This window comes from Streptococcus mitis, assembly GCF_009496285.1.
GTDB lineage: Bacteria > Bacillota > Bacilli > Lactobacillales > Streptococcaceae > Streptococcus > Streptococcus mitis_BP.
In genome coordinates this window covers 1-19,547 of the sequence record NZ_WIJK01000018.1, presented here as the reverse complement: position 1 = coordinate 19,547, position 19,547 = coordinate 1, and the positions used below count along the sequence as shown (strand labels likewise).

The window sequence follows — 19,547 nt, the reverse complement described above, 5'->3', positions numbered from 1 at the left end:
AAAACCCTGAAAATAAAGCTTTCAGGGTTGGTAGGGGACTTGAGAAATTAGTTCAGTTTTTCAACATAGAGCTGCTTGGCAATTTCTAGGCTGACTTGAAGTTCTTCATTGTTGTGAATCAGGGTAAAGGTATTAGAGAAGCCATCGAACTGCTTGACTTGGAGTTGGTCTCCAATATGGATAGCATGTTTATCCAAATATTGGAGGATTTCAAAGCTGTCATGAACTCTTGTCAGAAGGTAGTTTCCTACTTCTTTGATATCAGAAAGTGGCAGGTTATTAACTTCAACTAGAAGCTCACCCTTAGCAGGAATGGTTCCTCCATGGGGACAGGTCTTTGGAAAGCCTAACATACTCTCCAGTCTCTCCACAAAAAGGTCTGAAACTGTATGCTCTAATACCTCAGCTTCATCGTGAATCTGATTGCTGGTATAGTCTAGATGGTGAACTAGAAAGACCTCTATCAGTCGATGCTTGCGATAAAGCTCAGAGACCAGCTTTAAGCCAATATCCGTTAGTATATAGCCATTTTCTTTATTCTTTAATATAAGATTTTCGGATTGCATGCGCTTGATCATCTCAGTTACCGCAGGAGGTGATACCTGCATCCGAGCAGCGATTTCCTTGTTGGTAATCTTAGGAACTTCCATGCCAATCTCATAAATACATTTTAAGTAATCTTCTTTATTTGGTGTCATTCGCATTTCCTTGTTTATTATCTCCATCTAGTATACCAAAAAAAGCTAGATTTCTCTAGCTTTCTGTCTTGTTACAAGTGGGCTTTCTTTTAGTCAAGCGACTTTGCTGCTTCAATGGCTGCTTCAAAGTTTGGCTCGCTGTTGATATTGTCCACATACTCAACATAACGGATAATATTGTCAGCATCGAGAACAAAAACGGCTCGAGCAAGCAGATGCCATTCATTGATTAAGAGGGCATAATCGCGTCCAAAGGAGTGGTCGAAGTAGTCTGAGAGCATGATGGCATTCTCAATTCCTTCAGCACCACACCAGCGTTTTTGAGCGAAGGGGAGGTCCATAGACACCGTTAAGACAACAGTGTTGTCTAAGCTAGCTAATTCTTGGTTAAAGCGACGAGTCTGTAGCGAGCAGATGCCTGTATCGATAGAAGGGATGACACTCAAGATTTTTTTCTTGCCTTCAAAGTCAGCCAGTGTTTTTTTAGAGAGGTCAGTCGTTGTGAGAGAGAAATCAAGTGCCTTGTCGCCCACTTGTAGTTGTTTTCCCGTAAAAGTAACAGGGTTTCCAAGGAATGTAGTCATAAGCTACTCCAATCTTTTTTCTTTCATTCTACATTAAATGTTCAGAGTTTTCCAATAATTTGACTGGATTTTGAATCAAAAAAAAACGCCAATTCAAGGTGACTGACGTTTTTAAAATGATTATTTAGCTAAACCTTCAGCAATCTTGTCAAGGTTGTATTTCATCATGTTGTAATAGCTATCGCCTTCTTTACCTTCTTCAGCGATTGAGTCCGTAAAGATTTGAGCATAGATTGGGATGTTTGTGTCTTTAGAAACAGTCTTCATTGGACGATCATCGACACTGGATTCAACAAAGAGTGATGGAACTTTCATTTGGCGAAGTTTTTCCACCAAAGTCTTGATTTGGTCAGGTGTTCCTTCTTCTTCAGTATTGATTTCCCAGATGTAGGCACTTGGTACACCGTAAGCTTTAGAGAAGTATTTGAAGCATCCCTCGCTGGTTACGATGAGTTTCTTGTCAGCATCAATAGCGTTAAATTTCTCTTTGGCTTCCTTGTCAAGCTTGTCTAGTTTTTCAGTGTATTCTTTGAGATTCTTTTCGTAGAATTCCTTGTTGCTAGGGTCTTTAGCGATGAGTTGCTTAGCAATATTTTGAGCATAGATGATCCCGTTTTCAAGGTTGAGCCAAGCGTGTGGGTCTTCTTTTCCTTTTTCGTTTTGACCTTCAAGGTAGATAACATCAACGCCTTCGCTGACTGCAAAGTAGTCTTTGTTTTCAGTTTTCTTAGCATTTTCTACCAATTTTGTAAACCAAGCATTTCCACCTGTTTCAAGGTTGATACCGTTATAGAAAATCAAATCAGCTTGAGAAGTTTTCTTGACGTCTTCAGGTAGTGGTTCGTATTCGTGTGGGTCTTGACCAACAGGAACGATACTGTGAAGATCAATCTTGTCACCAGCAATATTTTTAGTAATATCAGCGATGATTGAGTTTGTGGCAACAACTTTTAGTTTTTGACCAGAAGCTGCATCTTTTTTTCCACTAGCACATGCTACAAGAGCGATGACGGAAAGAAAGAGAACGAGTAATGTACCTAATTTTTTCATTAGATCCTCCAATTTATTGGGGTTTTGCCCCTTATTTTAACAAATGTTTATTTTTCAGTTTCAAATATCGTTGTTTTGGAGCGATAAAGAAGCTAATGAGAAAGAAACTAGCAGCTGTGAGCACGATACTAGAACCTGCCGCAACGTTAAAGCTATAGCCGATAAAGAGCCCCAAAACTGAAGCTATCGCTCCAAAGGTTGAGGAAAGGAAAATCATGCTTTTCAGGCTATTAGCATACAGATAAGCAGTTGCAGCTGGGGTAATCAGCATGGCTACAATCAGGATAGTTCCGACACTTTGCATGGCTGTCACAGATACGAGAGTTAGGAGTACCATGAGAAGGTAGTGATAGAAATTGACAGGCATTCCCATGGCTTTGGCCAAGAGTTCATCAAAGGACGTTATCAAGAGTTGCTTGAAGAAAATCCAGATTAACAAGAGAATGGCTGCCCCTACCCCCATGGTAATAAACATATCCGTATCTTGGACGGCCAGGATATTACCAAAAAGGATATGGAAAAGGTCAGTTGAACTTTTAGCGACACTAATCAAGATGATACCGAGGGCTAAGAAAGAAGAAAAGGTAATGCCGATGGCGGTATCGCTTTTGACAATCGAGTTTCCCTTGATGTAGGTAATGATGATAGCAGCTAGCAGTCCAAAGACAATGGCTCCGATAAAGAAGTCAATGCCCAAGATGAAGGAGAGGGCTACACCTGGTAAGACAGCATGTGAAATGGCATCTCCCATGAGTGACATCCCACGTAGAATGATGAAACATCCTACAGCTCCAGCTACGACCCCGATAACAATAGCTGTTATCAAGGCATTTTGTAAGAAATGGAATTTTTGTAATCCATCGATAAATTCTGCAATCATAGGTCACCTCCATTGAAAAAGAGTCGATTACCGTAAGCTTCTTTGAGATTGGCTTGGGTAAAGGTTTCTTTGGTCGGACCAAAAGCAATCACTTCTCGATTGACAAGCAAGACTTGATCGAAGTAGTTGGGAACCTTGCTGAGGTCGTGGTGGACGATAAGGACCGTCTTTCCAGCTTTTTTCAGATCTCTCAGCGTATTCATGATGATTTCCTCACTGACTGAGTCAATCCCAACAAAGGGTTCATCCAAGAGGATATAGTCGGCTTCCTGCACCAAACATCTGGCAATCAAGACCCGCTGGAATTGACCTCCAGAGAGTTGACTGATTTGCCGTTCAGCGTAGTCAGCTAGGTCGACGATTTCAAGGGCCTCTTGCACTTTCTTCCAATGTTTAGCATTTAAACTTCGAAAGAGAGGAATAGAGGGAAACAGTCCTAACGAGACGCATTCCTTGACCTTGATGGGAAAGTTGTAGTCGATATTGATTTTTTGTTCGACATAGGCGATTCGATGTAAGGATTTTTTAACTTCCTTGTCATCGAGAAATGCCTGACCTTGATGTGGGATAATTCCCAGCATACCTTTTAATAATGTTGATTTCCCAGCGCCGTTTGGGCCAATAATTCCGGTAATCGTTGGTCCTTGGAGCACTAGTGAAATATCCTTTAGTGCCAACGTTTCTTTGTAGGAGACACTGAGGTTTTCGATACGTATCATACAGTTATATTCCTCCTATCTTTTAATATACCTTAAAATAAAAATTAAGTCAAGTTAATTTTTGTAAATATTTAAAATATTAACTAGAAAACAATCAGAAGAAGACGGCATTTTTAATTGCATTCCCCAGGGATTTTTGCTAAGCTAAGAATAAGTGAAAAATGAAAGCGAGAACAAGATGACACGTTATCAAGATGATTTTTATGATGCAATAAATGGTGAGTGGGAAAAGACTGCTGTTATTCCAGCCGATAAATCGAGAACAGGTGGTTTTATCGACCTTGACGAAGAAATCGAAGAGTTGATGCTAACGACGACTGACAAGTGGTTGGCAGGAGAAGATCTTCCAGAAGATCCTATCCTAGAAAACTTTGTCAAGTACCATGCTATGGTCAGAGATTTCGATAAGCGAGAAGCTGATGGAATCGAGCCAGTCCTCCCTTTACTGAAGGAATATCAAGATTTGGAAAGTTTTGCGGATTTCGCAAGTAAACTAGCTGCATTTGAATTAGCTGGTAAACCAAACTTCCTTCCATTTGGAGTATCACCAGACTTTATGGATGCTAGAACCAATGTTCTTTGGGCTAGTGCTCCAGGAACTATTTTGCCTGATACAACCTACTATGCGGAAGACCATCCTCAGCGTGAGGAATTATTGAACCTTTGGAAAGAAAGTACTTCTAATCTCCTCAAAGCCTATAACTTCTCAGATGAAGAAATCGAAGATTTGCTAGAGAAACGATTGGAATTGGACCGCCGTATCGCAGCTGTCGTACTTTCAAACGAAGAAAGTTCAGAATATGCCAAACTTTACCATCCTTATTCTTATGAAGATTTCAAAAAGTTTGCGCCTGCCCTACCTTTAGATGACTTCTTCCAAGCAGTGATTGGACAAACTCCAGACAAGGTTGTTGTAGATGAAGAACGTTTCTGGCAAGCAGCAGAGCAATTCTATAGTGAAGAAGCTTGGCCTTTGCTCAAGGCAAGCTTGATCTTGAGTATAGTTAATCTTTCAACTAGCTATCTAACAGATGAGATTCGTATCTTGTCAGGTGCCTACGGACGAGCTCTTTCAGGAGTTCCAGAGGCTCAAGACAAACGTAAGGCAGCTTACCATTTAGCTCAAGGACCTTTTAAACAAGCTCTTGGCCTTTGGTATGCCCACGAAAAATTCTCTCCAGAAGCCAAGGCAGACGTAGAGAAAAAAGTGGCGACCATGATTGACGTTTATAAGGAACGTTTAGCTAAAAATGACTGGCTGACTCCTGAAACTCGAGAAAAAGCCATCGTCAAACTCAATGTCATCAAGCCTTATATCGGTTATCCAGAAGAATTGCCAGTCCGCTATAAAGATAAGGTAGTGGATGAATCTGCTAGCCTCTTTGAGAATGCCCTAGCCTTTGCGCGTGTGGAAATCAAGCACAGTTGGAGCAAGTGGAATCAGCCAGTTGACTACAAGGAGTGGGGAATGCCTGCTCATATGGTCAATGCCTACTACAATCCACAAAAGAACTTGATTGTCTTCCCTGCTGCTATTTTACAGGCACCATTCTATGACTTGCATCAGTCATCTTCTGCCAACTATGGTGGGATCGGAGCGGTTATCGCCCATGAAATTTCTCATGCTTTTGATACAAATGGGGCTTCCTTTGATGAAAATGGAAGTCTCAAGGATTGGTGGACAGAGAGCGATTATGCAGCCTTTAAAGAAAAGACACAGAAGGTTATCGACCAGTTTGATGGCCAAGAATCTTACGGCGCAAAAATCAATGGGAAATTAACTGTATCCGAAAACGTTGCCGATCTAGGAGGAATCGCTGCAGCGCTAGAAGCTGCTAAGAGAGAGCCAGATTTCTCAGCTGAAGAGTTCTTCCATAACTTTGCTCGTATCTGGCGTATGAAAGGTCGCCCAGAGTTGATGAAACTCATGGCTAGCGTTGACGTACACGCGCCAGCTAAACTCCGTGTTAACGTCCAAGTGCCAAACTTTGACGACTTCTTTACGACCTATGATGTCAAAGAAGGCGACGGAATGTGGCGTTCACCAGAAGACCGTGTGATTATTTGGTAAAATGATTTCTTAACCAAGTATAACTTGACGTGAATGATTCATTTTTGAAGTTTATACATCTGAAAATGCAATGCTATCGAGGTTAATATGAAGAAATTTTTAATGATGCTCTCATCTATTCTTTCGATTTCAGTTTTGGCATCTTGTGGTCTCAATAAAAATAATAGCAATACAGAACCTTCATCTGCACTATCATCTGTTTCCAAAGACGATAAGTCTAGTACATCAACAGAAGCAAAGACTGAAAATACAAGCGAATCGTCAACCAAAGCGTCACAATCAACTGCTGAAAATAAGAAGGAAACGGGACCAGATTTGTATAAAGAAGTGATTGAACGTTATAATCACTATACAGAGCTTTTAAAACAAGGTAATAGAGAAGATTTATACGAGGAAAATAAACAACACAAGATTGCATCAGAAGAATATGGCATGATTTTCTCTCGAATGGATTATCAAAATGCACCAGACTTTAAATATGCCCTTCTTGATTTGAATAAGGATGGGCAAGATGAGTTACTTATTGGGGATGAAAAATTCGTTTCAGCCATTTATTATTTGGAAAATCAAAAACCAAACTTACTTCACACAGCTTATGTAGCTTCTGCAGGTGGTTTTCGCTCAGGCTTTGTTATTTACGAAAATGGTCTAGTCTCTTATGCAGACTGGCAGTCAACTCGTCCAGAAATGAACCTGGCTCTATATTCGTTTGATAAAAATGGAGTGCAGAAGATTAAAGAAGCAACTATTCAAATCGGTGGTAATGAAAAAGCAGAGCAAGTTTTAGATATTTCTTCTGAAAAGCTTGATTTGTCTAACATTGACTGGAAAGAATTGAATCCAACTAATTAGTTTTAAATTATTTTTCTAGTCAATGTTGATTCTTCTGAGCAAGTAGTGATGTAGAAATTGAAGCTACATAAAAACCAAGGATGATTGTCCTTGGTTTTTATGTTTTAGAAAAATGGATTGAAGGTTTTTTCGTGCGCGATAGTCGTAGCCGGACCATGTCCTGGATAGACATCGTAGTTTGGAAGGGTGAAGAGCTGGGTTTGGACACTATGAAGGAGTTGTTCCATACTACCAGTTGGCAAATCTGTCCGACCAATGGTTTCTCGGAAAAGGGCATCTCCCGTTAAGACCAAGTGTCCATCTGGGAAAACCAATGAAACTCCACCGATAGAGTGGCCTGGCGTTGGTAAGACTGTGAAGCGGAATTCTTCAATCTGGTATTCTTCATGAAAGACATAAGTGTGTTCAGCTGGTTTGCAGATGACATCCGCCATATCATCGTGTCGAGGGAGTCCTGAAAGGTTGTCGACAGGAGTATAGAGCCAAGATGCTTCACTTTCTGCCACATAGACTGGAGGATTTCCATAAGTATCTCTGACCAAGTCAAGACTCATAATATGGTCGTAGTGAGTGTGGGTCAGAAGAATGGCACAGACTGGTTTGTTAATGTTCTCGATAGTCTTGCGAATGGCCTCCCAATGGCTACCAGGATCGATCACAATCAGGTGTTGCTCCCCTTCGAGATAATAAGTATTTTCATAAGCAACAGGATTCACAGTTTTATGGATTTTCATAGGTTTCCTCTTTCAAAGAATTTACTCCTACTAGTATAACACAGAAGAATAAAATAAGGAATCAAGAAGAAAGTCCCTTCAGAGAAGAGACCTTGTTATTGATTAAAAATGATTCTTCCAGGCTTGGAAGCGTGCATCCAGTAGGAGTTGTGTCAGGTTTTTTAAGATTTCAACTTGCTTGGGCTCCAGTGTCTGGGCTTGAGAAACAAGTTGTTGAATGTGTTCAATAGCATTTCTAGAAGATAAATCATTGATGGAAGTGATTCCAGATTCTAGGATGGTTCCGAAAAAGAGATCAATGTAGAGCTCTAGTTCTTCATCGGGAACACTATCCACCCATTCTTTAAGAGTGTCTTTGATTTGTAGACTTTCACTACTGATGGCCTCTAGTTGGACAAAGTGGTGTCCCTCAGTTAGCCAGCTGAAAGTATTGTGTTGGGCGATGCCACCGAGAGCTGTAGATTTGACGACGGTAGGAGTATCAGGAACTTCTAGCATCATGCCAATGACAGAACCTTGTGGGACGAAACGGTGAATTTTTGGAATGACATCTTGATAACCAGTGGTTTCAGTCAGATGAGCCTGCAAACCAGGGGCATCATAGGTATAAACTGCAGATATCTTGTCTTGCAATTCAGACTGGATTTGACTGGAAGCATAGACAGCCAGATTCCCACCTTTAGAATGTCCAGCTACAATCACTTTCTGTTTTGGGTGTTGGGTAAAGAAATCTTCCAAGTATTCAAGAGCATGTTTTTGGGCAGGGATTTCCTTCATGTAGGTCATATGGAAATCTTCCTTCCAACCAATAATACTATCGTCTGTACCTCGAAAGACAATCAGATAAGTATCTAAGTTAAGGCGATAGGTCATAGCAGCGAACTGTTTCTGTTGCTCCGTATCAATCTCGTTTACAAAGTTAGAGAGTTTGCTATTTTTAAAACGTTTGTGCTGGGATAACTGATCGAGGAGCTGAAGACGTTCTTTATTGGTCAACATGGTGCTTTCTCGAGGGACGCGAGTTGCGACATCGCTTAAACGATTGACAGGCTGGTTCAATAGGTTATCAAAAGAAAGATAGGTCAGCTCTGTCAAAGCAAGTATATCCAGTTCATTCAAGGGAAGATCGTAAAAAGAATCGTATTGAACATCAGTTAGGTAGTCGAAAATATTGGCCATGGGAACTCCTTTCTTAACTTTTATCTTATCAGATTTACATCAATTTCGCTAGTAGTGAGGAGAATTTTGCTATAATATAGAAAAAGGAGGAGCAGATGCATAAGATTTTACTAGTAGAAGATGATCCAGTTATTCGTCAACAAGTTGGGAAAATGCTCTCTGAATGGGGATTTGAGGTAGTCATGGTAGAAGACTTCATGGAAGTTCTAACACTATTTGTTCAGTCTGAGCCTCATCTGGTTCTCATGGATATCGGCTTGCCTCTCTTTAATGGCTATCATTGGTGCCAGGAGATTCGCAAGATTTCTAAAGTTCCCATTATGTTTCTGTCTTCGAGAGACCAGGCTATGGACATTGTGATGGCCATTAATATGGGAGCGGATGATTTTGTGACCAAGCCTTTTGACCAGCAGGTCCTTTTAGCAAAGGTACAGGGCTTGTTGCGTCGTTCCTATGAGTTTGGACGGGATGAAAGTCTCTTAGAGTATGTTGGAGTTATCCTCAATACCAAGTCTATGGATGTGCATGTCAATGGCAAAGCTATCAGCCTAACCAAGAATGAATTTCAGATTTTGCGGGTTTTATTTGAACATGCGGGAAATATCGTAGCGCGTGATGATTTGATGCGGGAACTCTGGAACAGTGACTTTTTTATTGACGACAATACCTTGTCTGTTAATGTCGCTCGTTTGCGCAAGAAACTGGAGGAAGAAGGTTTGATTGGTTTTATTGAAACCAAGAAAGGAATAGGGTACGGATTGAAACATGCTTGATTTCAAAAGTTTTTTTCTAGCTTATATCCGTTCGCGTAGCCGTTTTTTCGTGTTTATTCTCTTACTTACAGGTTTACTTTTTCTCTTTGAGGTCTTATTTGATAACCAAGTGCCCTACTTTAACTATTTCTTCTTTCTATCTACCTTTTTGACACTTTTGTTTTTGGTCTATGATTTCTTGATAGAATTGCAACGCTACCGTAAGGAACTGTTCTACGGAAAAAGAGAAGCCAAGTCCCCAATGGAGGTCCTACTAACTGAAAAACTAGAGAAAAGTGAAGAGGAACTCTACCAAAAGAAATCAGATGCTGAAAACCGCTACAATGATTTGGTGGACTACTATACACTCTGGGTGCATCAGATAAAAACACCAATTGCGGCCAGTAAACTCCTCGTGAGCGAGGTGGCAGATCGCCAATTGAAGCAACAGCTAGAACAGGAAATTTTTAAGATTGATTCCTATACAAACCTCGTTCTCCAATACCTACGCTTAGAGAGCTTCCATGATGATCTGGTGTTGAAGAAAGAAAATGTGGAGGATCTGGTCAAGGAAGTCATTCGCAAATATGCCATTTTCTTTATCCAGAAAGATCTAAGTATTAATCTGCATGACTTGGATAGAAGCATTGTTACAGACAAGAAATGGCTGTTGGTAGTTATTGAACAAATCCTGTCAAATAGCCTCAAGTACACAAATGAAGGTGGGGTTGAAATCTACATGGATGGTTCAGACCTTTGCATCAAAGATACCGGAATTGGTATCAAAAACAGTGATCGATTGCGAGTCTTTGAACGTGGTTTTTCAGGATATAATGGTCGAATGACCCAGCAGTCATCTGGACTTGGGCTCTATCTAACCCAGAAAATCAGCCAAGAATTAGGGCATCAGATTCAAATAGAATCCGAGCTTGGGCAAGGAACAACGGTGAGGATTAAGTTCTCTGAAGTGAATTTACTGATTGAGTGAAAAGAATTACTAAGAGCTTGGAAGAATCCTTTCAGGCTCTTCTTTAGACCTTGTTATGGTAAGAAAGCAGGCTTCAATCAGATAAAAAAATGTAATCTTACAAAAATGTAAGATTAAAGACCTCTTTTGTAAGGTTATGTTATGGCAAGTCCTCTTTATTTGGAGTAAACTTATAGCATAAAGAAAAAGGAGAGAAACCATGAAAACAATCTTACAAAAGAAAGATACAAGTAAACCAAGTCCAAAAGAGATCGAGCGAGTTCAGCTCGGTTGCGCTATTATGCAGGCTCAGTTTCAATTAATGGGATATTAAAAAGGAGATTATCATGACACTATTAGATGTAAAACACGTTCAAAAGATTTATAAAACACGTTTCCAAGGCAACCAAGTAGAAGCCCTGAAAGATATTCACTTCACTGTAGAAAAAGGCGACTACGTTGCCATTATGGGTGAGTCTGGTTCTGGGAAATCAACCCTACTCAATATTCTCGCCATGCTTGACAAACCAACTCGTGGTCAGGTCTTCCTAAACGGAACAGACACAGCTACCATTAAAAATACTGAAGCATCAAGCTTCCGTCGTGAAAAGTTAGGCTTTGTCTTCCAAGACTTCAATTTGTTAGATACGCTTTCTGTTAAAGACAATATCTTACTCCCTTTGGTATTGTCTAGAAAGCCTATTACAGAAATGATGAAAAAATTGGTCGTGACGGCCGAAAATCTTGGCATCAATCAATTGCAGGAGAAGTACCCTTATGAAATCTCTGGAGGGCAAAAACAAAGGGTTGCAGTTGCACGGGCTATCATCACAGAACCAGAAATTCTTCTTGCGGACGAGCCAACAGGTGCCCTAGACTCTAAATCGTCTGCAGCCCTCCTTGATATCTTTGATCAGATCAACGAGCAAGGGCAAACCATTCTCATGGTGACCCACTCAACAGCAGCGGCTAGCCGTGCAAAACGTGTTCTTTTCATCAAGGACGGTATTCTCTATAATCAAATCTACCGTGGTGAAAAGACGGATCGTCAGATGTTCCAAGAAATCTCTGATACCTTGACTGTTATGGCAAGTGAGGTGAACTAGTATGTTTCGATTAACCAATAAGTTGGCCATATCCAACTTAATTAAAAACCGCAAACTCTATTATCCGTTTGCTTTGTCTGTCATTTTGGCAGTCACAATTAGCTATCTCTTTTATTCCCTAGCCTTTAATCCTAAAATTGTGGATTTACGTGGTGCATCTGCTATTCAATTTACCCTACAACTAGGGCTTGTCGTTGTGACACTTGCATCTGCCATTATCGTGCTTTATGCCAACAGTTTTGTCATGAAAAATCGCTCAAAAGAACTGGGTGTCTATGGTATGTTGGGACTAGAAAAGCGCCATTTAATTGGTATGACCTTTAAGGAACTCCTGATTTTTGGTCTAGTAACAGTCACTGCTGGGATTGGGATTGGTGCTCTCTTTGACAATCTGATTTTCGCTTTATTGCTCAAACTTTCAAAGATGAAAGTGGAGTTAGTTGCAACTTTCCAATGGTCCGTAGTGCTTTCAATCCTTCTGGTATTCGGTTTTATCTTTTTAGCCCTTGTCTTCCTAAATGCTATCCGCATTATCCGAATGGATGCTCTGCAACTTTCTCGTGAGAAAGCAAAAGGTGAGAAGAAGGGGCGTTTCCTAGTCCTTCAGACACTTGTAGGGCTAATTGCACTAGGTGGTGGCTACTACTTAGCACTAAGCGTAACAGATGCTTTCAAAGCTATCGCTACTTTCTTTATTGCGGTTATGTTAGTTATTGTAGGGACCTATCTCTTATTCAATGCTGGTATTACAGTTTTCTTACAGTTGCTCAAGAAAAACAAGAGATATTACTACCAACCTAACAACCTCATCTCTGTTTCTAACCTTATCTTTCGTATGAAGAAAAATGCTGTCGGATTAGCAACAATTGCCATCCTTTCAACCATGGTTTTGGTTACTATGTCTGCAGCTACTAGTATCTACAACGGATCTGAAAATATGAAAAAAATCCTATATCCTCACGATATGTCAGTTTCAGGACAAAATGTAGAAGTTGAGGATTTAGACCAACTATTGAGTCAATATGCCAGTGAAAAGAATCTAACGATCAGCAATAAGGATGTTCTCAGCTTTTCAAGTTTTGGTCTTTCTAGTCAAGATGGGACCAAATTAACCATCTTTGAAAAAGGGCAAAACAATGTCATGCCTAAGACAGTCTTCCTAGTTTTTGAACAAAAAGACTATGAGAAAATGACTGGACAAAAGCTTCATTTAACGGATAACGAAGTTGGTCTTTGGGCTAAAAATGACCAACTAAAAGGTCAGAAAACATTCAGTCTTAACAATCAAGAGTATCGTATCAAGGAAGAAATCCAGCAAGATTTTATCATCAATCATGTTTCAAATCAGTATGTTCTCTTGATTTCGGATTATAACTACCTTGTCGTACCAGATCTTCAAAGCTTTTTAGAAAAATATCAGGATTCTGCTATTTATACTCAGTTATACGGTGGTATGGATGTAACCGCCAGTCAAGAGGAACAGTTAAAGCTAGCTGACGATTTTCATGAGTATGTGAATAATTTCAGTCATAATCTTAAGAGCGAAGGTGGTATGGTATACGGTGGAAATACTGCGAGTGACGCAATTGCCCAAATGAATGCTCTCTTTGGAGGAGTTCTCTTTATTGGTATTTTCCTATCTATCATCTTTATGATTGGAACTGTACTCGTTATCTACTATAAACAAATCTCAGAAGGTTATGAAGATCGTGAACGCTTTGTCATCTTGCAAAAAGTGGGCTTGGATCAAAAACAAATCAAACAAACCATTAACAAGCAGGTCTTGACTGTTTTCTTCCTCCCTGTAATCTTTGCTTTCCTACACTTGGCTTTTGCCTATCATATGTTAAGTTTGATTCTTAAGGTCATTGGGGTAGTAGATACAGCTATGATGTTAAGCGTAACACTTTCTATCTGTGGTATCTTTGCTTTAGTCTATGTACTAATCTTTATAATTACTTCAAGAAGTTATCGTAGAATTGTTCAAATGTAAAAACAGAAACATCAAAAAAGAGAGTGGTACAGAAATCGTTAATTCGGTAGAATTCGATTTCGTCGTCCCACCTCCGCACAGTTGAGTAGGGCTGTAAAAGATGATGAAATCAGCGTAGTAGAGTCCACTCAACCACTGCGTCTTGCTCGACAATCCAAAGACAATTGAGAGGCTAGGACTTTTGTCCCAGCCTCTTTTTTAGTAGCTTGGATTTTGTACCGGGTTTTATCTCTTGTTTCTCAACACGTGATTTGTTGGCGATATCAGCTAGGATTGCTGCTACAAACTCATCATGTTTAAACATTAAAAAAGTATCTACTTTCAGAGGAGATATCGTTTTTTCTTCTTCGGATAAGGAAACAAAAATTACTTCATTTCTCTATCTTTTCAATTAATTGATTTCTTCAGAGAAAGACTGTAAAATTTTTGATATAATATGTAGGATGGACTGATGGATATTTAAAAGATAATGTTCAAAAGAATCACAGGTAAGAATTAAAAACATGTCAGTTTAGACAGATGTCTCTCTACCATCATCCATGCAGAAACAAGATTATATGAAATAAAAGGAGTAACCAATGTCCGGAAACTATTCAACACGTGAATTCCGCGAGAAACTATATGATGACCTTCATGTTCGATTAAGAGATACATTGATTTTGATGTGTGCGATTTTTATTGCCTCTATAGGTCTAAATATGAATTCAACAGCTGTCATTATTGGAGCCATGCTGATTTCCCCTCTTATGACACCGATTGTTGGACTGGGATTCGGTTTAGCTATTTTTGATACGCGTTTAATCAAGCAATCTCTAGAGGTTTTATTTACTCAAGTATTGGTCAGTTTGCTTGTCTCGACACTGTATTTCTGGATTTCCCCCTTATCTTATGCAAGTAGCGAGTTGATTGCACGAACCTCTCCAACCATTTGGGATGTTCTCATTGCTATCGCGGGTGGGATAGCAGGTTTCATTGGTTCAAGGAAAAAAGAAGCAAACAATATCGTACCAGGAGTAGCCATTGCAACAGCTCTGATGCCACCTATCTGCACTGCAGGATATGGTTTAGCTAATGGAAATGTACGATTTTTATTTGGGGCTCTTTATCTTTTCTTGATCAACTGTGTCTTTATCATGCTAATCAACATTGTTGGAACAAGAATTTTTATGAGAAAATCTCCCTTAAGTTCATTTAATGAGCTAAACATTAAAATGAAAATTGGGTTGATATCCTTGATTGTATTATTGGTCCTTCCAGCCAGCTATTCAGCAGTCACTCTGACGATGGATCAAGCGCGAAAAGAAGGGATCAAACAGTTTGTAGAAAATGAGTTCGCCAATCATACGGTCATTAATCAAGTCTACAAGTCAAGTAGCAATGAATTAGTCTTGACGGTTGTTGGAGATCCGATTTCAGAAGAAGAATTAGAAACACTCCACCAAAAACAAGCCTCTTACGGTATTCAATCTGTTCAATTGAAAGTGAATCAAGTTCAGAACTCGCCAACATTAGATAGTGAAGCGACCAAGGAATTTTATGAAAACATTGACAAGTATATTGATCAAAAACTCTCTGAAAAAGATTCACAAAACGATCTCGTAAAAGAAAATGAAGCAGACAAGGATTGAGGACAATGAACTGAATCGGTTTTTACGCCGTGTTTTTCTTGTATCTTCCTCTTTCTTACTTATAGCAGGTTGTTTTTGCTTGAATAAGAAATAAATTAGAAGTTCTATCATCTAAGAAAAATGATGAAAAAAATCATTTAACTAATGGTGTGAACGTTTAGTGTTTATCAGCTCCATTCTCTGTAATTTTGGGGGTAAAATCCACACCATTTAGATAAAATTAGTTGAATTTGATTGGAAAAACGCTTTTATAAAAGCGGAGAAAAGTCTTGATATTACGCTGTTTTTAGTCCAACTGAAATTCATACTTTCCAAACCAGGCTTGAAAAAAGCTCGTAAAGCATCACAATTTAGTAAACGTTAAAACTTATTTAAACTTATTGAAAGCATTTCGTATCAAAAATACGGGATGCTTTTTCTGTTCACCCCAAATTTTTGTAACTAGGTGATACTTGAAATTAATACAAATTTGGTTGTTTTTGATAAATCTAAGCAACACTAAATGATGAAGTGAAAGGGGATGAATCTTTGATAGTATTCATTTATTGTGAAATATGATATACTTATTAATTAGATGGATGAATACTTCTAGAGTTAAATATAGCATAATAGGGACAGACTTTTTGGTTTATTTTTGTTTGTAGTCGGATTATGAAAGAATATCCAATATTATGCGATAAGATAGAATGTTACAAAAAAGAAAGGGGATGCAATCCGATGAAGAAAGACAGATTAATTGTATTGACAGATGCTGTTCTAGCAATTATTATGACCATCTTGATTTTAGAGTTAGAAAAACCAACAACACCAAGTCTTGAAGCTTTTTGGGATTTACGGCAAAATTTCTTTGCTTGTTTTCTTTTCTTTTTCTGGTTGGGATCGTTATGGATGGCACTAAACACATTATGGGAAAAGGTTGAGAAAATTTCCTCAGAAATTATTTGGTGGAATTTGTTTCTACTCTTGGAGCGGCAGGAGTTCTCTTTGGAGAATTTCATGCCATCCAAGATACCAGTCTGAATGAGGTGGTGGACCGGATCTATATAAATGTCAAGGATTTACCGTTTCAGTCCTTGGGAGCTTTAGCTAATATCCTGTCTGATGTTAAGAAGGGACTGATTCAAGACAGTCATATCTGGTCTTTCTTCCAGTCATTTTTCAAACAATATCAGTTGATAATCAGCTTAAATCAGATCTATCAGTTTGTCTATCTTTCTCTGATGGAGATCATGTCCTATCTTCACTTTGATTATTGGAAAAAACGGCTCGGTCAGGAGCTAGTATGAATAAGGAGAACAAATGAGACGTTTAAAAATGTTATGGCATATTATACAGGTTACGGGTTTTACTCGGTTTGCTCTGAGTTTTGTGACCTTTGTTTTTGGGTCAGGAGGCGTGCTTTTCCTAGTTGAACCTGCTATCACAAATTACGGAGACGGTCTTTGGTATGCTTTTGTGACTTCGACGACTGTCGGCTACGGGGATCTCCTAGCTGTGACCTTGATTGGAAGGATTACCAGTGTCTTCTTGACGATTTATGGGCTCATATTTTTTGGCTGTTTATCAGCTGTTATTATTAATTATTATACCGATTTAAATAAGGAAAGAGGAGAGGACAAATGACTGCCAATTATTCAACACGGGAATACCGTGAGAAATTATATGATGATCTTCATGTTCGATTAAGAGATACAGTGATTTTGATGTGTGCGATTTTTATTGCCTCTATAGGTTTAAATATGAATTCAACAGCTGTCATTATTGGAGCCATGCTGATTTCCCCTCTTATGACATCGATTGTTGGACTCGGATTTGGTTTAGCTATTTTTGATACGCGTTTAATCAAGCAATCTTTAGAGGTTTTATTTACTCAAATATTGGTCAGTTTGCTTGTCTCGACTTTGTATTTCTGGATTTCCCCCTTATCTTATGCAAGTAGCGAGTTGATTGCACGAACCTCTCCAACCATTTGGGATGTTCTCATTGCTATTGCTGGTGGGATAGCAGGTGTAATTGGGTCAAGGAAAAAAGAAGCAAACAATATCGTACCAGGAGTAGCCATTGCAACAGCTCTGATGCCACCTATCTGCACTGCAGGATATGGTTTAGCTAATGGAAATGTACGATTTTTATTTGGGGCTCTTTATCTTTTCTTGATCAACTGTGTCTTTATCATGCTAATCAACATTGTTGGAACAAGAATTTTTATGAGAAAATCTCCCTTAAGTTCATTTAATGAGCTAAACATTAAAATGAAAATTGGGTTGATATCCTTGATTGTATTATTGGTCCTTCCAGCCAGCTATTCAGCAGTCACTCTGACGATGGATCAAGCGCGAAAAGAAGGGATCAAACAGTTTGTAGAAAATGAGTTCGCCAATCATACGGTCATTAATCAAGTCTACAAGTCAAGTAGCAATGAATTAGTCTTGACGGTTGTTGGAGATCCGATTTCAGAAGAAGAATTAGAAACACTCCACCAAAAACAAGCCTCTTACGGTATTCAATCTGTTCAATTGAAAGTGAATCAAGTTCAGAACTCGCCAACATTAGATAGTGAAGCGACCAAGGAATTTTACGAAAACATTGACAAGTATATCGAACAAAAACTCTCTGAAAAAGATTTACAAAACGATCGCGCAAAAGAAAATGAAGCAGACAAGGATTGAGGATAGTCAACTTATCTAACTCATGGAAGCAAATCCTGGGAGGATATCCTATATCCAAAAGTTAATGGATAGAAAGAATTGTTGATGAGGATACTATTTGTGGTGGTTTGACCAATCACTACTAACTCAGCTTAATCAAAATATAAAAAAGCAGGCTCTATAATATTTGTAGTGGGTAAATTCCCTATGGATATTATGGAGCCTATTTTGTTGTAGAAAAAAGAGCTCGAACAAACTATAGTGTATTGAATCTAAAATAGTATGTTGTGATTGCTAAAACATTTCTAGAAATAAATTTAACTTTCCCAATTTCTTTGTTCATATCTTATTTCAATCCACTATAAAAGGATTTAGTACTGTGCAATACAGAACCAAATCCTTTACTTAAACTAACTAACTTTTTGGGGGCAGAACAATTACTCTATAGTTTATTTACCAGAAGTCATCACATTTTCCCATTCAATAGCCTCTGTTTGAACATTTAGAGTTATACTCCCTTCTTTTTTATAAAACTCACTTACATCAAATTTATTTTCTATCTCTTTACGCATTTTATTTATAAGTAATCCCTGCTTACGTGCAGAATATTTTGTATTAGAAGCTATGCGTATGAATTCTTGATTTGCTTCTCTAAAATTATTTTGAAAAATGCTTGCCATACTATACAACCTCCAAAATTAAAAATTATCTTTAATTATTTCTAAAAAATTTATTTCATTACTGTCTTTTTCAGTATCGTCAGATATAAAATGTCCTTGTATTCTAATATTTTCCATATTTTTACGCATAACTTTCATGTTGTAGCTCATTGTTTCAGTTATTGCAATACCGATATTCTTCAAAAGGCGTTTTAATGCTAAATCATCCTTAAAACTTTTCTTTGTATTGACATACTCTGTGAAATCATACATAATATACCCCAAATTAACTTTCTCAGTATTTGAAATATTATTGCTTGATATATTAAAAATTAATAAGTTATTAGCGTTAAGATGTAATTCTTCTTTTGTAGCAGCGTTTGTACTACCATAGAAAACACTATTAGATACCGTGATACGACTTGTTTTATCTGGTCCTCCTTCAGAGAAATATAAATCGTCATCTATAAAAGCTTCATAAATATAATCCGTATTGTTATCAGATTCGTATAGATAAATCTTTATGGGAATAGAGCAGTTTGTAATTTTTTTTAAAGCTTCTTTATTTTTCATTAAGCAATCTTTAAAAAATCTTTTCAATCCTTTACAAAAGATTTTATCAAAAATTCTAACTAATCTTTGGTTTATAATTGCACTATTCACATCAATAAACGAAGCTTCTTTGGATATTCTATCTAGTTCAGTCGTTAATGCGCTCTCGTTTTTTAAAACATCTATACTCCTGAGGGAGTTTATTGCTTCGTAAAAGTCTCGACCATCTTGATACTGAAGTTGTTCGGAAAGTAAATCATATTGCTCAAATGATTTAGTTATATGAGATAAATGAATTATATTATCTTGAATCAATATGGAATAATATTCGAAAATCTCTTCAAGTAAAATATTTTTGTTCCTTGTTTCATTCCATTTATTTATAAACGCTAATATTAAAATAACAATAAATACATATAGTCCAATCTGTAATATGTCATTTATTATTTTACTATAATCACCAGTTTCTTTATTT

The 19,547-nt window shown here is 38.2% G+C and carries 20 protein-coding genes; 11 read left to right on the top strand and 9 right to left on the bottom strand.

Annotated features, from left to right (window positions below; all coding sequences use genetic code 11):
* Positions 1-47: 47 nt before the first annotated feature.
* The 5 genes from GEZ89_RS06710 to GEZ89_RS06690 form a co-directional block, all read right to left on the bottom strand.
* Positions 48-698 (bottom strand): metal-dependent transcriptional regulator, encoded by a 651-nt coding sequence (locus tag GEZ89_RS06710; protein WP_153225437.1) that lies wholly within the window; start codon positions 696-698, stop codon positions 48-50.
* Positions 699-787: 89 nt separating this feature from the next.
* Positions 788-1,282, bottom strand: coding sequence for a thiol peroxidase (tpx, locus tag GEZ89_RS06705; RefSeq protein ID WP_061863530.1), 495 nt, complete (start codon positions 1,280-1,282; stop codon positions 788-790).
* Between the two features lie 120 nt (positions 1,283-1,402).
* Positions 1,403-2,332, bottom strand: coding sequence for a metal ABC transporter substrate-binding protein (locus GEZ89_RS06700; protein WP_060955483.1), 930 nt, complete (start codon positions 2,330-2,332; stop codon positions 1,403-1,405).
* Between the two features lie 31 nt (positions 2,333-2,363).
* Positions 2,364-3,212, bottom strand: a complete 849-nt coding sequence (locus tag GEZ89_RS06695; RefSeq protein ID WP_075229540.1) for a metal ABC transporter permease — start codon at positions 3,210-3,212, stop codon at positions 2,364-2,366.
* Complete coding sequence (locus tag GEZ89_RS06690; RefSeq protein ID WP_075228047.1) at positions 3,209-3,931, bottom strand: metal ABC transporter ATP-binding protein; 723 nt, start codon at positions 3,929-3,931, stop codon at positions 3,209-3,211. Before GEZ89_RS06690 ends, GEZ89_RS06695 begins: the two co-directional genes overlap by 4 nt.
* 178 nt (positions 3,932-4,109) lie before the next feature.
* On the opposite strand from GEZ89_RS06690, the gene GEZ89_RS06685 reads away from it, so the two are divergent.
* Entirely contained in the window at positions 4,110-6,002 is a 1,893-nt protein-coding gene (locus GEZ89_RS06685; protein ID WP_075229567.1) for a M13 family metallopeptidase, read from the top strand.
* A gap of 87 nt (positions 6,003-6,089) precedes the next feature.
* Positions 6,090-6,854 carry a hypothetical protein gene (locus GEZ89_RS06680; RefSeq protein WP_153225436.1) on the top strand — a complete coding sequence of 255 codons (765 nt, stop codon included), beginning with the start codon at positions 6,090-6,092 and terminating at the stop codon, positions 6,852-6,854.
* Positions 6,855-6,958: 104 nt separating this feature from the next.
* Here GEZ89_RS06680 and GEZ89_RS06675 read toward each other — a convergent pair whose 3' ends face one another.
* Positions 6,959-7,588: an MBL fold metallo-hydrolase gene (locus GEZ89_RS06675; protein ID WP_153225435.1), complete on the bottom strand. Its 630-nt coding sequence runs from the start codon at positions 7,586-7,588 to the stop codon at positions 6,959-6,961.
* 102 nt (positions 7,589-7,690) lie between these two features.
* On the bottom strand, positions 7,691-8,767 hold the full coding sequence (locus tag GEZ89_RS06670) for a DUF2974 domain-containing protein (RefSeq protein ID WP_153225434.1): 1,077 nt from the start codon (positions 8,765-8,767) through the stop codon (positions 7,691-7,693).
* Between the two features lie 95 nt (positions 8,768-8,862).
* Here GEZ89_RS06670 and GEZ89_RS06665 point away from each other — a divergent pair, with 95 nt between their 5' ends.
* The 9 genes from GEZ89_RS06665 (at position 8,863) to GEZ89_RS06615 (ending at position 17,882) form a co-directional block, all read left to right on the top strand.
* Entirely contained in the window at positions 8,863-9,540 is a 678-nt protein-coding gene (locus tag GEZ89_RS06665; RefSeq protein ID WP_153225433.1) for a response regulator transcription factor, read from the top strand.
* Positions 9,533-10,507: an ATP-binding protein gene (locus GEZ89_RS06660; RefSeq protein ID WP_153225432.1), complete on the top strand. Its 975-nt coding sequence runs from the start codon at positions 9,533-9,535 to the stop codon at positions 10,505-10,507. Before GEZ89_RS06665 ends, GEZ89_RS06660 begins: the two co-directional genes overlap by 8 nt.
* A gap of 326 nt (positions 10,508-10,833) precedes the next feature.
* Positions 10,834-11,592 (top strand): ABC transporter ATP-binding protein, encoded by a 759-nt coding sequence (locus GEZ89_RS06655; RefSeq protein ID WP_070459777.1) that lies wholly within the window; start codon positions 10,834-10,836, stop codon positions 11,590-11,592.
* 1 nt (position 11,593) lies between these two features.
* Positions 11,594-13,585, top strand: coding sequence for an ABC transporter permease (locus GEZ89_RS06650; protein WP_153225431.1), 1,992 nt, complete (start codon positions 11,594-11,596; stop codon positions 13,583-13,585).
* Positions 13,586-14,163: 578 nt separating this feature from the next.
* Positions 14,164-15,213, top strand: coding sequence for a DUF389 domain-containing protein (locus GEZ89_RS06640; protein WP_153225430.1), 1,050 nt, complete (start codon positions 14,164-14,166; stop codon positions 15,211-15,213).
* A gap of 717 nt (positions 15,214-15,930) precedes the next feature.
* Positions 15,931-16,233, top strand: coding sequence for a TMEM175 family protein (locus tag GEZ89_RS06630; protein ID WP_075231213.1), 303 nt, complete (start codon positions 15,931-15,933; stop codon positions 16,231-16,233).
* Positions 16,158-16,499: a hypothetical protein gene (locus GEZ89_RS06625; protein WP_322741494.1), complete on the top strand. Its 342-nt coding sequence runs from the start codon at positions 16,158-16,160 to the stop codon at positions 16,497-16,499. Before GEZ89_RS06630 ends, GEZ89_RS06625 begins: the two co-directional genes overlap by 76 nt.
* A 13-nt stretch (positions 16,500-16,512) precedes the next feature.
* Positions 16,513-16,836: a potassium channel family protein gene (locus tag GEZ89_RS06620; RefSeq protein ID WP_001253404.1), complete on the top strand. Its 324-nt coding sequence runs from the start codon at positions 16,513-16,515 to the stop codon at positions 16,834-16,836.
* The gene (locus GEZ89_RS06615) at positions 16,833-17,882 is read left to right on the top strand and encodes a DUF389 domain-containing protein (protein ID WP_153225427.1); all 1,050 of its coding nucleotides are present in this window, start codon (positions 16,833-16,835) and stop codon (positions 17,880-17,882) included. Before GEZ89_RS06620 ends, GEZ89_RS06615 begins: the two co-directional genes overlap by 4 nt.
* A 428-nt stretch (positions 17,883-18,310) precedes the next feature.
* On the opposite strand, the gene GEZ89_RS06610 is transcribed toward GEZ89_RS06615, so the two are convergent.
* The gene (locus GEZ89_RS06610; protein WP_153225426.1) at positions 18,311-18,541 is read right to left on the bottom strand and encodes a hypothetical protein; all 231 of its coding nucleotides are present in this window, start codon (positions 18,539-18,541) and stop codon (positions 18,311-18,313) included.
* An 18-nt stretch (positions 18,542-18,559) separates the two neighbouring features.
* Positions 18,560-19,547: hypothetical protein (locus tag GEZ89_RS09590; RefSeq protein WP_194251842.1), on the bottom strand; the 988-nt coding region annotated here is incomplete at its 5' end.

What these genes read in the sequence shown, in the direction of transcription:
- GEZ89_RS06710 (WP_153225437.1), bottom strand. Translation starts at nt 698, where the DNA reads ATGACACCAAATAAAGAAGATTACTTAAAATGTATTTATGAGATTGGC.
- tpx (WP_061863530.1), bottom strand. Translation starts at nt 1,282, where the DNA reads ATGACTACATTCCTTGGAAACCCTGTTACTTTTACGGGAAAACAACTA.
- GEZ89_RS06700 (WP_060955483.1), bottom strand. Translation starts at nt 2,332, where the DNA reads ATGAAAAAATTAGGTACATTACTCGTTCTCTTTCTTTCCGTCATCGCT.
- GEZ89_RS06695 (WP_075229540.1), bottom strand. Translation starts at nt 3,212, where the DNA reads ATGATTGCAGAATTTATCGATGGATTACAAAAATTCCATTTCTTACAA.
- GEZ89_RS06690 (WP_075228047.1), bottom strand. Translation starts at nt 3,931, where the DNA reads ATGATACGTATCGAAAACCTCAGTGTCTCCTACAAAGAAACGTTGGCA.
- GEZ89_RS06685 (WP_075229567.1), top strand. Translation starts at nt 4,110, where the DNA reads ATGACACGTTATCAAGATGATTTTTATGATGCAATAAATGGTGAGTGG.
- GEZ89_RS06680 (WP_153225436.1), top strand. Translation starts at nt 6,090, where the DNA reads ATGAAGAAATTTTTAATGATGCTCTCATCTATTCTTTCGATTTCAGTT.
- GEZ89_RS06675 (WP_153225435.1), bottom strand. Translation starts at nt 7,588, where the DNA reads ATGAAAATCCATAAAACTGTGAATCCTGTTGCTTATGAAAATACTTAT.
- GEZ89_RS06670 (WP_153225434.1), bottom strand. Translation starts at nt 8,767, where the DNA reads ATGGCCAATATTTTCGACTACCTAACTGATGTTCAATACGATTCTTTT.
- GEZ89_RS06665 (WP_153225433.1), top strand. Translation starts at nt 8,863, where the DNA reads ATGCATAAGATTTTACTAGTAGAAGATGATCCAGTTATTCGTCAACAA.
- GEZ89_RS06660 (WP_153225432.1), top strand. Translation starts at nt 9,533, where the DNA reads ATGCTTGATTTCAAAAGTTTTTTTCTAGCTTATATCCGTTCGCGTAGC.
- GEZ89_RS06655 (WP_070459777.1), top strand. Translation starts at nt 10,834, where the DNA reads ATGACACTATTAGATGTAAAACACGTTCAAAAGATTTATAAAACACGT.
- GEZ89_RS06650 (WP_153225431.1), top strand. Translation starts at nt 11,594, where the DNA reads ATGTTTCGATTAACCAATAAGTTGGCCATATCCAACTTAATTAAAAAC.
- GEZ89_RS06640 (WP_153225430.1), top strand. Translation starts at nt 14,164, where the DNA reads ATGTCCGGAAACTATTCAACACGTGAATTCCGCGAGAAACTATATGAT.
- GEZ89_RS06630 (WP_075231213.1), top strand. Translation starts at nt 15,931, where the DNA reads ATGAAGAAAGACAGATTAATTGTATTGACAGATGCTGTTCTAGCAATT.
- GEZ89_RS06620 (WP_001253404.1), top strand. Translation starts at nt 16,513, where the DNA reads ATGAGACGTTTAAAAATGTTATGGCATATTATACAGGTTACGGGTTTT.
- GEZ89_RS06615 (WP_153225427.1), top strand. Translation starts at nt 16,833, where the DNA reads ATGACTGCCAATTATTCAACACGGGAATACCGTGAGAAATTATATGAT.
- GEZ89_RS06610 (WP_153225426.1), bottom strand. Translation starts at nt 18,541, where the DNA reads ATGGCAAGCATTTTTCAAAATAATTTTAGAGAAGCAAATCAAGAATTC.